This is a genomic window from Actinokineospora lacus (assembly GCF_053813445.1).
The window spans coordinates 1-13819 of sequence record NZ_JBQERA010000014.1 but is presented as its reverse complement, the minus strand read 5'-3'; the positions used below and the strand labels follow the sequence as shown (position 1 = coordinate 13819).

General features: G+C 73.8%; 12 protein-coding genes and 1 rRNA gene. 1 reads left to right on the top strand and 12 read right to left on the bottom strand.

The window, feature by feature from the left end:
• Positions 1-3: 3 nt before the first annotated feature.
• From ACTG9Q_RS27945 to ACTG9Q_RS27895, 11 genes are all read right to left on the bottom strand, one after another.
• On the bottom strand, positions 4-633 hold the full coding sequence (locus ACTG9Q_RS27945; RefSeq protein WP_455575905.1) for an NUDIX domain-containing protein: 630 nt from the start codon (positions 631-633) through the stop codon (positions 4-6).
• A complete protein-coding gene (locus ACTG9Q_RS27940; RefSeq protein WP_455575904.1) occupies positions 630-2327 on the bottom strand; it encodes a CTP synthase in 1698 nt (565 codons plus the stop codon). Before ACTG9Q_RS27940 ends, ACTG9Q_RS27945 begins: the two co-directional genes overlap by 4 nt.
• A gap of 108 nt (positions 2328-2435) precedes the next feature.
• Entirely contained in the window at positions 2436-3077 is a 642-nt protein-coding gene (locus ACTG9Q_RS27935) for a hypothetical protein (RefSeq protein ID WP_455575903.1), read from the bottom strand.
• 154 nt (positions 3078-3231) lie between these two features.
• Positions 3232-4173, bottom strand: a complete 942-nt coding sequence (locus ACTG9Q_RS27930) for a copper transporter (protein ID WP_455575902.1) — start codon at positions 4171-4173, stop codon at positions 3232-3234.
• The gene (steA, locus tag ACTG9Q_RS27925) at positions 4170-5369 is read right to left on the bottom strand and encodes a putative cytokinetic ring protein SteA (protein ID WP_455575901.1); all 1200 of its coding nucleotides are present in this window, start codon (positions 5367-5369) and stop codon (positions 4170-4172) included. Before steA ends, ACTG9Q_RS27930 begins: the two co-directional genes overlap by 4 nt.
• 71 nt (positions 5370-5440) lie before the next feature.
• Positions 5441-7228, bottom strand: coding sequence for a DNA repair protein RecN (recN, locus tag ACTG9Q_RS27920; RefSeq protein WP_455575900.1), 1788 nt, complete (start codon positions 7226-7228; stop codon positions 5441-5443).
• A 54-nt stretch (positions 7229-7282) separates the two neighbouring features.
• Positions 7283-8167 (bottom strand): NAD kinase, encoded by an 885-nt coding sequence (locus tag ACTG9Q_RS27915; protein ID WP_455575899.1) that lies wholly within the window; start codon positions 8165-8167, stop codon positions 7283-7285.
• Positions 8164-8967 carry a TlyA family RNA methyltransferase gene (locus tag ACTG9Q_RS27910; protein WP_455575898.1) on the bottom strand — a complete coding sequence of 268 codons (804 nt, stop codon included), beginning with the start codon at positions 8965-8967 and terminating at the stop codon, positions 8164-8166. Before ACTG9Q_RS27910 ends, ACTG9Q_RS27915 begins: the two co-directional genes overlap by 4 nt.
• 2 nt (positions 8968-8969) lie before the next feature.
• Positions 8970-9149 carry a hypothetical protein gene (locus tag ACTG9Q_RS27905; RefSeq protein WP_455575897.1) on the bottom strand — a complete coding sequence of 60 codons (180 nt, stop codon included), beginning with the start codon at positions 9147-9149 and terminating at the stop codon, positions 8970-8972.
• 4 nt (positions 9150-9153) lie between these two features.
• On the bottom strand, positions 9154-10185 hold the full coding sequence (locus ACTG9Q_RS27900; RefSeq protein ID WP_455575896.1) for an HAD-IIA family hydrolase: 1032 nt from the start codon (positions 10183-10185) through the stop codon (positions 9154-9156).
• 3 nt (positions 10186-10188) lie between these two features.
• Entirely contained in the window at positions 10189-11736 is a 1548-nt protein-coding gene (locus ACTG9Q_RS27895) for a hypothetical protein (protein WP_455575895.1), read from the bottom strand.
• Here ACTG9Q_RS27895 and ACTG9Q_RS27890 point away from each other — a divergent pair.
• Positions 11689-13524, top strand: coding sequence for a hypothetical protein (locus ACTG9Q_RS27890; protein ID WP_455575894.1), 1836 nt, complete (start codon positions 11689-11691; stop codon positions 13522-13524). The genes ACTG9Q_RS27895 and ACTG9Q_RS27890 overlap by 48 nt on opposite strands.
• Before the next feature lie 180 nt (positions 13525-13704).
• Here ACTG9Q_RS27890 and rrf read toward each other — a convergent pair.
• Positions 13705-13819 (bottom strand): 5S ribosomal RNA (rrf, locus tag ACTG9Q_RS27885); the annotation flags it as partial.

Below are 13819 nucleotides of genomic sequence, written 5' to 3'. Positions count from 1 at the left end.
AGCTCAGGGCCGGTCCTCGGCGCGCGCGGCGAACGCCGTCGGCTGGTCCGGCCACGGCGCGCGCGCGTCCCTGGTGGGAGCGCCCGAGACCGCGATGTGCGCGGCGAGGATGCCCGAGACCGCGGCGGCGTTGAGCACCTCACCGGCCATCGTCATCCGGACCGCCTCGGCCAGCGGGACCCGGTGGATCTCCAGGTCCGCCTCCTCCTCGCCCATGGCCGTGCGGGGGCTGTCGGTGAGGCCGGTGGCCAGGTAGACGCGGACCATCTCGTCGGTGAAGCCCGGGGAGACCGCCACGTCCACCAGGACCGACCAGTGCTCGGCGCCGACCCCGGCCTCCTCGGCCAGTTCCCGCTTGGCCGCCTCCAGCGGGTCCTCCCCCGCGTGGTCGATCAGCCCGGCGGGCAGTTCCCACAGGCGCTTGCCCATCGGGTGGCGGTACTGATCGATGAGGACGACGCGGCCCTCGTCGTCCAGCGCCGCCACGGCGACCGCGCCCAGGTGCTCCACGACCTCCCGGGTGGCGACGTCACCGCCCGGCATGCGGACTTCGTCCATGCGCAGGGCGAGGATGCGCCCGACGTGGATGTCGCGGGTGGACACCACGTCGAAGACGTGCCGGTCGCCGCTCACGCGTTCACCGTCTGCGGCTCGTCCAGCTCGACGGGGAGGCGCTGCGCCTGCAGGTAGCCCAGCGCGGCCTTGATGAAGCCCGCGAACAGCGGGTGCGGGCGGGTCGGGCGGCTCTTGAGCTCGGGGTGGGCCTGGGTGCCGACGAAGAACGGGTGCGCGGTGCGCGGCAGCTCGACGAACTCGACGAGCTTGCCGTTCGGGGAGGTCCCGGAGAACACCAGGCCCGCCTTGGCGAGCCGGTCGCGGTAGGCGTTGTTGACCTCGTAGCGGTGGCGGTGGCGCTCGGTCACCTCGCGGGTGCCGTAGACCTCGGCCACGACCGAGCCGGGGGCCAGCGCGGCCGGGTAGGAGCCCAGGCGCATGGTGCCGCCCATGTCCCGCTCGCCCGCGACGACGTCCTGCTGGTCGGCCATGGTGGAGATGACCGGGTTCTCGGTGGCGTCGCCGAACTCCGCGGAGTCGGCGTCGGCGATGCCCGCGAGCGCGCGGGCGGTCTCGATCACCATGCACTGCAGGCCGAGGCACAGGCCCAGCACGGGGACGCCGTTCACCCTGGCGTAGCGGATCGCGCCGATCTTGCCCTCGATGCCGCGCACGCCGAACCCGCCCGGCACCAGCACACCGTCCACATCGGACAGAGCGGCCGCCGCGCCCGCCGCGCTCTCGCAGGTGTCCGAGGGCACCCACCGGACCTCGACCTTGGCCCGGTGGGCGAACCCGCCCGCGCGCAGCGCCTCGGTGACCGACAGGTACGCGTCGGGCAGGTCGACGTACTTGCCCACCAACGCGATCCGCACCGTCTCCTTGGGCTTGTGGACGCGGTCGAGCAGGTCGCCCCACACCGCCCAGTCGACGTCGCGGAAGGGCAGGTCGAGCCTGCGCACCACGTAGGCGTCCAGGCCCTCGCGGTGCAGCACGCGCGGGATGTCGTAGATGGAGGGCGCGTCGGGGGCGGCCACGACCGCCTCGGTGTCCACGTCGCACATCAGGGCGATCTTGCGCTTGAGCCCGTCCGGGATCTCCCGGTCGGCGCGGCAGACGATCGCGTCGGGCTGGATGCCGATGTTGCGCAGCGCGGCCACCGAGTGCTGGGTCGGCTTGGTCTTCAGCTCACCGGAGGGCGCCAGGTAGGGCACGAGCGAGACGTGCAGGAAGAACACGTTGTCCCGGCCGACGTCGTGGCGGACCTGCCTGCACGCCTCCAGGAACGGCAGCGACTCGATGTCGCCGACCGTGCCGCCGACCTCGGTGATCACCACGTCCGGCGTGCGCCCGGAGTCGTCGGGCTCGGCCATGGCCCGGATGCGGGACTTGATCTCGTCGGTGATGTGCGGGATCACCTGCACGGTGTCGCCCAGGTACTCCCCGCGCCGCTCCTTGGCGATGACCGCGGAGTACACCTGACCGGTCGTCACGTTGGCGTTGCCCGCGAGGCTGCGGTCGAGGAAGCGCTCGTAATGGCCGATGTCGAGGTCGGTCTCGGCCCCGTCATCGGTGACGAACACCTCGCCGTGCTGGAACGGGTTCATCGTCCCGGGGTCGACGTTGAGGTAGGGGTCGAGCTTCTGCATGGTCACCCGCAAACCGCGCGCGGTGAGCAGCTGGCCCAGGCTGGAGGCGGTGAGACCTTTGCCCAGCGAGGAGGCGACGCCTCCGGTGACGAAGACGTGCTTGGTCGTCCGAGCGTGCTGCAACGAGGCTCCCGTGGTGTCCGGCGTCCGTCCGCGGCAGGTTCACCAGCCGCAGGTCCACGGAAGTCCACCCTAACACCTGCTGGACCCCGCGCAGCACAACCCGCCGGTTCACGCCGTCGGCGAACACGCCGTGTCGCCGACCCGGACCTCTCCGGTCATGTCCGACCCCGGCTGGAACCGGATGCGCATCATCGTCAGGGCGATGCTGCCGTCGTTGGGCGATGGCACCGTGACCTCGTTGAACATGACCGTGGCGAGCAGGGAGCCCGCGGAACTGCGGACCTCGCGGAGGTAGTTGCTCGGCACCGGGCTGGGCAGCGGGCTCAGCCCGGACATGCCGTCGAAGGTCCAGGTGACGTCGGTGCCCGCCTTGGTGGCGGTGCACGTGACCCGGTAACCGGCGACGCGGATGCTCGGGCCGCCGACCCGCGTCAGGGCCGAGAGCTCGAACTCGGTGCCCGAGGCCGTCGACACCGTCTTGGTGGCGCCGGTGCCGGGGTTGACGACGGTGGTGGCGCACGAGGAGGTGCCGCTGCCGAACCGCACGCCCGCCTCGGCCCTGGGCCCGGAGCTGTTGGTGGTCGGGCCCTGGACGTCGCACGCGGCGACGGCCGGGATGCTCACGCGGCTGCCGTCCCGGACGTAGTCGGCCGAGCCTGCGTCGGCGGCGCCCTCGGGAGTGCTCGCGGACGCGGGCGCGCCGGTCGCGAGCAGAGCCAGGGCGGTGACGGCGCAGATCCTCTTGAACATGCCAGATCCCCTTAGTCGAGCGTGGACTGCTCGATAATCGACGCGCCCGAGGGTCCGCCGTCGGCTCTGGCGACGGGCTTACCCGTTCGGGGCGCGGATTCAGTCGTTCGTGGCCTTGGGTTGACGCTGTGAGTTGATGCTGTAAGTGCTTTCTCTATTCGGCGGAAGCGCCGGGGGCGACGCCTTGCGCGGTCCCCGCGGTGCCGTAGCGGCCCGCCCGCCCGTCCAGCTGCTCCACCAGGGCCAGCACGGTGACGACGCGCCCAGCCGCGGTGTCCGCGTTGTCCACAGTGGAGAGAACCGACGTCGCGGCGGTGTCGGCCCGCACGACGCCCAGGGCGCCGGTGCCGTCGGCCGAGCCGGCGCCACCGGCGAGGACCGCGCCCGCCCCGGAGCGGTCGACTTGGGTGGCGAAGCGGGCGATGACGGCCGCCCGGTCGCCCGCGGCGTCGCCGGTGTTGGCCCCGCCGGTGAGGATGACGGCCAGCTGGGCGGGTTTGAGGTCGGGGGTGACCTTGAGGAAGCCGCCGTCGGCCAGGCCTGCCAGCGCCGCGGTGGTCTCCTCGGGCGTGGCCTGGGGCTTGTTGTCCTTCGGGGAGATCAGCAGGACCGGGCCGAGCAGCCCGCCCGCGAGGGTGCCGGGGTCGGTGGCCGTGGGCAGCTGCACGCCCGCGGGCAGCAGGCGGGTGGTGATCTCCTTCAGCTCGTCGGCGCGGGCCTGGTCGCCGAAGGCGTCGCTGAGGGTCACCTCGCCGGTCACCCTGGCGCCCGCGGCGCTGATCAGCTCGGCGACGGCGTCGCGGTCGGCGGGCCGCGCGTCCGGGGTGGTGACCAGCACGACGGTGCGCTTGTCGAGGGCGCCGCGCACGGCCAGCGGGCCGATGGTGGCGGCGAAGGTGTCGGCATCGCCGAGGCGGGCGGTGAGCCCGGTGCGGTCGGCCTCCAGCCTGCTGACCTCGGTGCCCAGGTCGCTGTTCTCGGTCGAGAGCCCGGCGAGCAGCGTCCGGCTCAGCGTGGTCGAGCCGAGGACCACTCCCACGGCCAGCGCCAGGAACACCGCGGCGGTCGAGATGACGTGGTAGCGCAGCGAGATCACGAGAACAGCCCCTTGATCCAGTCGGTGATCGAATCCCACACCCCGGCGGCCCACACCCCGGCGGCCCAGTCCACGTACGCCGTGCCGACGCCGGAGACCGCCAGCGCCGCGCCGAGGGCCACCAGCGCGGCCAGCACCAGCAGGAGCACCGCGCCCATCGAGACCCGGCTGCGGTGCAGGGTGGCCACGGCCTTGCCGTCGACGAGCTTGCCGCCCAGCCGCAGCCGGGTCAGGAAGGTCGACGGGTTGGACCCGGACCGGCCGCGGTCGAGGAACTCCCGCAGCGTGGCCTGGAACCCGACGGTGACGATCAGGCTCGCCTCGTGCGCGTCGGCCAGCAGCAGCGCCAGGTCCTCCGAGTTGCCCGAGGACGGGAAGGTGACCGCGCCGACGCCCAGGTCCTGCACGCGGCCCAGCCCGGGGGCCTGCCCGTCGGTGTAGGCCGGGACCACGACCTCGGCGCCGCAGCGCAGCGCCTCGGTGGAGATGGCGTCGGGGTTGCCCACGATGACGTCGGGCCGGTGGCCCAGGGCACGCAGGCTGTCCGCGCCCTCCTCCACGCCGACGATGACCGGGCGGTGCTCGGAGATGTAGCGCTTGAGCCGCTTGAGGTCGGCGGCGTGCTCGTGGCCGGGGGCGACGACGAGCACCTGCCGCCCGCGCATCGGGACGTGCAGCTCGGGCACGCCGACGCCGTCGAGCACCAGCGCCCGCTCGCGGCGCAGGAACTCGATGGTGTTGGCGGAGAACGCCTCCAGCTGCGCGGACATGCCCGCCTTGGCCTCGATCATCTGGTCGGCCACCGACTCCGCGCTCTGCCGCGCGCCGTGGGCGACCTCGCGCTCCCCGACGTACACCCCGCCGTCGTGCAGCCGCAGCCTGCTGCCCTCGCGGATCGCCCGCAGCGCCTCGGAGCCGACCCCGTCGATCAGCGGGACGCCCGCGGCGACGAGCACCTCGGGCCCGAGGTTGGGAAAGCGCCCGGAGATCGACGGCGAGGCGTTGACCACCCCGACGACCTCGGCGTCCACCAGCGCGTCGGCGGTGGCGCGGTCGAGGTCGAGCTGGTCGAGCACGGCAACATCGCCCGGCGACAGCCGCCGCAGCAGCTCGGACGTGCGCCGGTCCACCCTGGCGATTCCGGTCACCCCGGGCAGGCCCTGGCGGGAGCGGCTGAGCAGTCCGGACAGCTTCATGCCGCCGATGGTGGCAAATCCCGGCCCGATCCCCAGGACGCCACGCCGTGGACTTACCGCCAAATGGCGTATCAGCCTCTGGTGCGTTTGCGCTTGCCTGGCCGGGGGCGCCCGCTCAGCGCGAGGTCGTGCTTCTCGCCGTCGGCCACGGCCAGCAGCTCCTCGGCGTGCGCGCGCCCGGTCTCGGTGGACTCCATGCCCGCCAGCATCCGGGCCAGCTCGATCACGCGGTTGCTCTCGTCGAGCGTGCGGACGTCACTGCGGGTGACCCCGCCCGCCGCGCTCTTGTCGACCACCAGGTGGCGGTCGGCGAACGCCGCGACCTGGGCGAGGTGGGTGACGACGATGACCTGGTGGCTGCGGGCCAGCCGGGCCAGGCGGCGGCCGATCTCGACCGCGGCCCTCCCGCCGACACCGGCGTCGACCTCGTCGAAGACCAGGGTCGGGACCGGGTCGGAGTGCGCGAGGACGACCTCGATGGCCAGCATCACCCGGGACAGCTCGCCGCCGGAGGCGCCCTTGTGCACCGGCAGCGGCTGGGCGCCGTCGTGGGCGACGAGCAGCAGCTCGACCTCGTCGACGCCGTCGGGCCCGGCGTGCAGGCGCGTGCCGTTGACGTCGAGGCCGTACGGGTCGTCGGTGTCCGCGGGCCGCTGGCGCACGCCGATCTGCAGGCTGGCCTGGCCCATGGCGAGGCCGCCGAGTTCGTCGGTGACCGCCTTGGCCAGGGACTCGGCGCTGTGCGTGCGGGCCTCGCTCAGCTCGGCGGCGATGCCCGCGAGCTCGACGGCCAGCGCGTCGCGGCGGCTGGCCAGCTCGGCCAGCGCCCCCTCGGAGGTGTCCAGCCCGGCCAACCGCTCACTGGCCTGCGCCGCCCACGCCAGGACCCCGTTGACGTCGGCGGCGTACTTGCGGGTGAGCGCCTTGATTTCGGCCTGGCGAGCGAGGACCTGCTCCAGCGCGGCCGGGTCGGCGTCGAGGGACTCCAGGTAGGAGGTCAGCTCCGCGCCGATGTCGGTGAGCAGCACGGCGGCCTCGGTCAGGCGCGGCTCCAGCTCGCGCAGCCGGGGGTCGTCGCTGCCCGCGAGCCTGCGCTGGGCCTCCCCGAGGAGGCCGAGCGCGCCGGGCGCGTCGGGGTCGCCGTCGGGGGAACCGGAGACCGCGTAGGACGCGCCGGTCGCGGCCTCGCGCAGTTGCTCGGCGTCGGCCATCCTGCGGGCGCGCACGACCAGCTCGTCGTCCTCGCCGGGCTGCGGGTCCACGGCCGTGATCTCCTGCACACCCAGGCGCAGCAGCTCGGCCTCGCGGGCCAGCTCGCGGGCGCGGGCGGTGCGGTCGGTCAGCTCGGCGGCCACCGCGACCCACTCGTCGCGGACCCTGCGGTACTCGGTGAGGACGTCGGCGACGTCCTCGGCGGCGTAGCGGTCGAGGACCGCGCGCTGCTCGCCCTGGCGCAGCAGGCGCAGCTGGTCGTTCTGCCCGTGCACGGCGATCAGGTGCTCGGCGAGGTCGGAGAGCAGCCCCACCGGCGCGGCCCGGCCGCCGACGTGCGCGCGGGAGCGGCCGTCGGTGGCGATGCTGCGCAGCGCGATCAGGCTGCCGTCCTCGTCCGGCTCGGCGCCCGCCGCGGCGGCCAGGGCCGCGGCCCGGCTCCCGGTCAGGTTCTCGAATCGCCCCTCGACCACGGCCTTGGTCTTGCCGCTGCGGACCCGTGACGTCTCGGCCCGGCCGCCGGAGAGCAGGTGCAGGCCGGTGACGACCATCGTCTTGCCCGCTCCGGTCTCCCCGGTGACCACCGTGAACCCGGGGTGCAGGTCCAGCGTGGCCTCGTCGATGACGCCGAGGTCCTGAATGCGCATCTCGGCTAGCACACGGCGAACCCTAGCGGTTCCCATCGACTCGTGGGGATGGCATCACCGTGCGCGCCAGCCCTGCACGGGCAGGTCGAACTTGTCGACCAAACGGTCGGTGAACGGGTCGTCGCGCAGGCGGGCCAACCGCAGCGGGAGGCTGCCGCCGACGACCTCGACCCGCGCCCCCGGGGGGATGTCGAAGGTGCGGCGGCCGTCACAGCACAGCACGGCGGGGTGGCCGTCGGGGTCGACCTCGATGGCCACGACCGAGTTCCTGGACACGACCATCGGGCGGGAGAACATGGCGTGGGCGTTGCTGGGCACGACCAGCATGGCGTTGACGTCCGGCCAGACGATCGGACCGCCCGCGGAGTAGGCGTAGGCGGTGGAGCCCGTGGGGGTCGCGCACAGCACGCCGTCGCAGCCGAAGGAGGAGACCGGCCTGCCGTCGACCTCGATGCGCACGTCGAGGATGCGCTCGCGGCTGAACTTCTCCAGGCTCGCCTCGTTGAGCGCCCACGTGCGGGCGAGTTCCCGGCCGCCGAGCTCGGCGGAGACGTCGACGGTCATCCGCTCCTCGACGCGGTAGTCGCCCTCGACCACGCGGGCCACGGCGTCGTCCAGGGCCTCGGACTCGGCCTCGGCGAGGAAGCCGACGCGGCCGAAGTTGACGCCCAGGACGGGGACGCCCGCGGGCCGGGCGGCCTCGGCGGCGCGCAGCAGGGTGCCGTCGCCGCCGAGGACGAAGACGAGCTCGACGTCCTTGGCCGCGGCGTCGTCGAACGGCACGACGGAGCCGTAGCAGGAGTTGTCGAGGTCGGCGGCCTCGTCGTCGAGGGCGCGCAGGCGCACGCCCGCGCCCGCGAACCGGGCGGCCACCTTCTCGGCGGTGCGCCGGTTCTCCTCGTGTCCGGTGTGGACCACCAGCAGGATCTCGCGGGTCATGCAGGCCCCTCCCGCACAGCCGCGGCCACCATGGCCGCGGCCTCGCCATCGGGCAGCGGCTCCCCGCGGCGCAGCCAGGCGAAGAACTCGACGTTGCCGGACGGGCCGGGCAACGGGCTGGCCACCACGCCGTGCGCGCGCAGCCCCAGCCTGGCGGCGTGGCCCAGCACGGTGCGGACGGCCTCGGCGCGCAGTTCGGGGTCGCGGACGACGCCGCCGGAGCCCAGGCGCTCCTTGCCGACCTCGAACTGCGGCTTGACCATCGGCAGCAGGTCGCCCTGCTCGCCCGCGCAGGCCAGCAGGGCGGGCAGGACCAGGCCGAGTGAGATGAAGGACAGGTCGGCCACGACCAGGTCGACCTCGCCCACGGCCGCGGGGTCCAGGGCGCGGACGTTGGTCCGGTCCAGGACTGTGACCCGCTCGTCGGTCTGCAGGCGCCAGAGCAGCAGGCCGCGGCCGACATCGGCGGCGACGACGTGGCGGGCCCCCCTGCGCAGCAGGACGTCGGTGAAGCCCCCGGTGGACGCGCCCGCGTCCAGGCAGCGCCTGCCCTCGACCGCGATGTCGAAGGCGTCGAGCGCGCCGATCAGCTTGTGGGCGCCCCGGGAGGCCCAGTTCTCGTCGGCCTGGTCCTCGCGGACCACGATCGGGGCGTCGGCCTCGACGGCGGTGGCGGCCTTCGCGGCGACCGAGCCGCGGATGGTGACCCGCCCGTCGGCGATCAGCGTGCCCGCGTGGTCGCGGGAGCGGGCCAGGCCGCGGCGGACGAGTTCGGCGTCGAGACGCGCCCTCCTGGGCACGGTCAGACCTTGTCGATGCCGGCCAGCGCGGCCGTCAGGGCAACGTGCACGGCGTCGAACCGGGCCACGTGCTCGGCGACGGGGACCGCGTCGAGCCCGACCAGCCCGGTGAGCGCCGCGTCGATGGCCTCATCGTGCGTCGGCTGCGGTCCGGGTCGCGGGGTCTGGGGGTGCACGTCCACCAAACTATCCGATGTCCGGGCCCGCGCCGCGGCGCAACCCGGTGAGACCCAGCGCCGTCAGGGCGCGATCAGCGCCGGCGTCCTCGGGCCGGAATTCCTTCCCGCTCGACCACACCGCGCTCGACCACACCGCGGCGCAGAGGGCGCGCAGGAGGTCCAGCGGGTCGCCGTCGCCGCGGATGGCGATGTGCTCGCCGACGCGGAGGTCCCAGGACGGCTTGGGGCCGACCGCCAGCTCGTCGGCGGACCGGAACACGCCCGCGACGTCCTGGGCGAGGTGGGTGGGCCTGCGGTGCGGCTCGGCGGCGAGCAGGGTGGCGGGGGTGTCGACCCCGGTGAGCACGAACAGCGCCGGGACGCCGACCGCGATCGCCCCCTCGATGTCGGTGTCGAGCCGATCGCCGACGACGAGCGGGGACCGCGCGGCGGAGGCGTTGATGGCGGCCTCCATCAGCGGGGCGGCGGGCTTGCCCGCGACGACCGGTTCGAGGTCGGTGGCCGCGCGCAGCGCCGCGACGAACGCGCCGTTGCCGGGCAGCAGGCCGCGCTCGGTGGGGATGGTCTTGTCGACGTTGCAGGCCACCCACAGCGCGCCCGCGCGCAGGGCGACGGCGGCTTCGGCGAGGAGCCGGTAGCCGAGGTCCTGTGAGAGGCCCTGCACGACGGCGGCGGTGTCCGGGCCCGCCTGGTCGGTGGGCCGGAGCCCGACCTTCGCCACCTCGTCGGCGAGGGCCGGGGCGCCGACGACGAGCACCTCGGCGCCCCGGTCGAGCCGGTCGGCGAGGACGAGCGCGCCCGCCTGGGCGCTGGTGCTCACCTCGTCCTCGGTCGCACGGACACCCAAGCCGTTCAGGTGCTCGGCGACGTCAGCGGGAGACCGCGACGCGTTGTTGGTGACGAACCGGACGGCCACCCCGTCAGCCCGCACGGCCCCGATGGCCTCCGGCACCCCGGGAACGGCGTGGCCGCCGCGGTAGACGGTGCCGTCGAGGTCGAGGAGCAGGGCGTCACAGGTGTCGAGCAGCCGTCCGGTCATCGCCTACCGGTCTTCGCCCTTGCCCGACCGCTCCTGGCCCGCGTCCTCGGCATCCGCGCCGACGGGGCCGGAGCCCGCGGTCGTGCCGACACCGTGGTCGTCGGCCGAACCAGCGTCGTCGCCAGAGCCGGCCAGTGCCGCTTCCCCTGTCCCGACAGGACCGGAGCCCGCGGTGGTGGCGACGCCGTTGTCATCGGCGGAGTCCGCGTCGCCGGTGCCGACCCAGCCGGTGGGCGCGGTGTCCTCGGTCCCGGCAGGACCGGAATCCTCGGTCACGCCCTGCGAATCAGCGGATTCCGCGTCGTCGCTGGTGTCCGGTGCGGACGCGTCCCGGCTGTTGGCCGAGTTCGCGATGGCATCGCCGGGTGCGTCCTGGTTGCCGGTGGAGTTCTCGGCGTCGGCGGAGGACTCGGCTGTGGGCGGGTCGAAGCGAGCGGCGTCGTCGGCGCTGTCGTCCGGCCCGGTGCCGTCGGAGTCCTCATCGGACTCATCGGAGCTTCCGGCGGAGGCGGCGCTGTCGACGGAGTCCGCGCTGTCAGCCGAATCCGCGCTGTCAGCGGAATCGGCGCTGTCAGCGGAGTCCGCGCTATCAGCGGAATCCGCGCTGTCGGCGGGCTCAGCGCTGTTCGACGGGTCGCTGTCGCCCGACGGGTCGCTCTTGTCCGACTGGTCGTCTTCGGACTTGTCCGCGTCGGACACCGCGGGGGTGGCCGGAGCGGGGGCCGGGCGCTCGCGGGGGGCGCGGGTGCCGGGGGGAGCCATCAGCTCGACGATGGTTTCCGGGCGGACGGCGGCGACGTCGGTCTCGTTGGCGCCGAGTTCGAAGGCGCGCTCCGCGGCGTCGGTCTCACCGTCGTCGTCGGCCTGGGCGGCGGCGAGGAACCAGCGGATGGCCTCCTCGGAGCGCTCGGCCGCGGCGAGGTTGTCGGCGTAGGCGTAGAACAGGCGGGCGCTCCACGGGTCGCGGCGCTTGGGATCGAGGTCGGGTCCCTGGAGGCCGACCACCGCCGCCTCCAGCTGGCCCATGTCCCGACGGGCGCCCGCGACCACGATGCGCAGCTCGACAGCCACGTCGGACGGGATGTCCTGGCCCGCCTCGCGGGCCAGCTCCAGCGCGCGCTCGGGCCTGCCCAGGGCGCGCTCGCAGTCGGCCATGACGGCGATGTGGTGGTCGCCGCCGGTCATCCGGCGGGCGGCGCGCAGCTCCGAGAGGGCCTCGGCCCACTCGCCCGCGTGGTACGCGGTGAGGCCGGTCGCCTCCCGCACGATGCTGACCCGCGACGCCCTCGCACGGGCGTAGCGGGCGTGCGCGAGGGCCCGCTCGGGGTCGTCGTCCACCAGCATCCCGGCAGCGGCCAGGTGCTTGCCCACCCGCTCGGCCAGCGTCTTGGGCAGGCTCCGCAACCCGGCCCGCACCTCGATGTCGAGGGCGGTGTAGTCGGCTCCCTCGGGAACCGAGGGCTCACGGTCCGGACGGTCGTCCACCCGGGCGTCGCTCGACTGGTGCTCGCGGTGCTCCGCCCGCGCGTCGTCGGCGCCGCTCGCGTCCACCTGGGCGCCACGGACACCAGCGACGTCGCCATCCTGGTCGGTCCGGGTCTGGGGGGTGTCCTGGGCCTCGACATCGGCGGGCCTGGCGCGGTCCTCGTCGGAACGCGGGCGGCGGTCATCCCGGTCGCCACCGAACTTGCGGTCACCGCCGAAGGAGCGCTCACCACGGGAGCCACGGTCGTCGCCGCCCCGGTCGATGCTGGGCCGGTCGCCACTGGGCCGGTCGAACGTGCGGGGCCGGTCGTCGCGGCCGCCACGGGCCGCGCGGTCGTCCCGCTTGCCGTAGGGGCGCTCGTCACGCGTGCCGCGGTTGGCGTCAGACGGGCGTCCGCCATATCCGCCGCCACTCTTGGGCCCACGGTCGCCGAACGACCGGGTGCCGGAATCCTTGTCGCCCCGGTACCCACCGGACGGGCGGTCGCCGTACCCACTGGACGAGCGGTTCCCGCGATCGCCGGAGGAACCCCGGTCGCCACTGGACGGCCGATCTCCCCGGTCAGCACCGAACGAGCGGTCACCGCCGGTCGGGCGGCTCCCACGGTCACCGAAGGAGCGGTCACGATCACCGAAGGAGCGACCACCGCGGTCGCCGAAGGAGCGCTCAGTGCCGGAGGACCGGTTTCCCCGGTCCCCGTACGAGCGGTCACCACTACCGGTCGGACGGCTGCCGCGATCACCATAAGAACGGTCACCGCTGCCCGACGACCGATTCCCACGGTCGCCATACGAGCGGTCACCACTGCCGGTCGGGCGGCTGCCACGATCACCATAAGAACGATCACCGCTGCTGGAGGACCGGTTTCCGCGGTCACCATAGGAGCGGTCACCACTGGAAGACCGGTTGTCCCGGTCGCCGTAGGAGCGGTCACCAGTGCCCGACGACCGGTTTCCGCGATCCCCGTACGAGCGATCGCCACTGCCGGTCGGGCGGCTGCCGCGATCACCGTAAGAACGATCACCGCTGCTGGAGGACCGGTTTCCGTAAGAGCGGTCACCACTAGTGGACCGGTTTCCGCGATCCCCGTACGAGCGATCGCCGCTCCCGGTCGGACGGCTGCCGCGATCACCGTAAGAACGATCACCACTGCCGGTCGGGCGGCTGCCACGGTCGCCATAAGAGCGGTCACCGCTGCCGGAGGACCGGTTTCCCCGGTCGCCGTAGGAGCGCTCGCCACCACTGGAAGACCGGTTGCCGCGATCACCGTACGGACGATCGCCACCGGAAGAACGGTTTCCGCGGTCGCCGAATGGACGGTCACTGCCACCGGAGGAGCGGTTCGCGCGATCGCCGGAGGGGCGGTCGCCACCGCTGGTCGGGCGGCTGCCGCGGTCGCCGAAGGAACGGTCACGGTCGCCGAAGGAACGGCCGCCACGGTCGCCGCCGAAGGAACGGGCACCTCGGTCGCCGCCGAACGAGCGGTTGGCCCGGTCGCCACCGAAGGAGCGGTTGCCGCCCTCACTGCGGGGGGCGCCGTAGGAGCGGTCGCCACGCGGGCTGGAGGAGCGGTCGCCGGAGCCGGAGGGACGGTCACCGCGGAAGTCGCGGTCGCCGCCGCGCGAGCCACGGTCGCCATCGCGGAAGTCGCGGCGGCCGTGGTCCTTGTCGTGGGAACGGCCGCTGTCCGGGCGCGGACGGAAGTCGCCGCCGGAGCGGCGGTCGTCAGTGCGGGGTCGGTCGTCGGAGCGGCGGGGGTAGCGGTCGCCTCCGGTGGGGCGGTCCCGCCGAGGGCCGTCCCCGGAGTCTCGTTGGGGCTTGCGGTCGCCGCGGTCGCCGCGGCCTTGGTCTGACCGGCGGTCACCGCGGTCACGGCCTCCGTCGTCGCCTCGCCCGAACTCGGACACCGATTCCTCCTGCTACCTCGGGTGGTCGCTCCACCCGCTCCACGATGACAGACGCAGAAAAGGGGTTTGTGGCGGGGCGCGCACCGCAGGTGCTCGTCCCCCCACAAACCCCTTCTCTTGAAAGAAGTCCGGCGGTGTCCTACTCTCCCACACCCTCACGAGTGCAGTACCATCGGCGCTGATGGGCTTAGCTTCCGGGTTCGGAATGGGACCGGGCGTTTCCCCACCGCTAAAACCACCG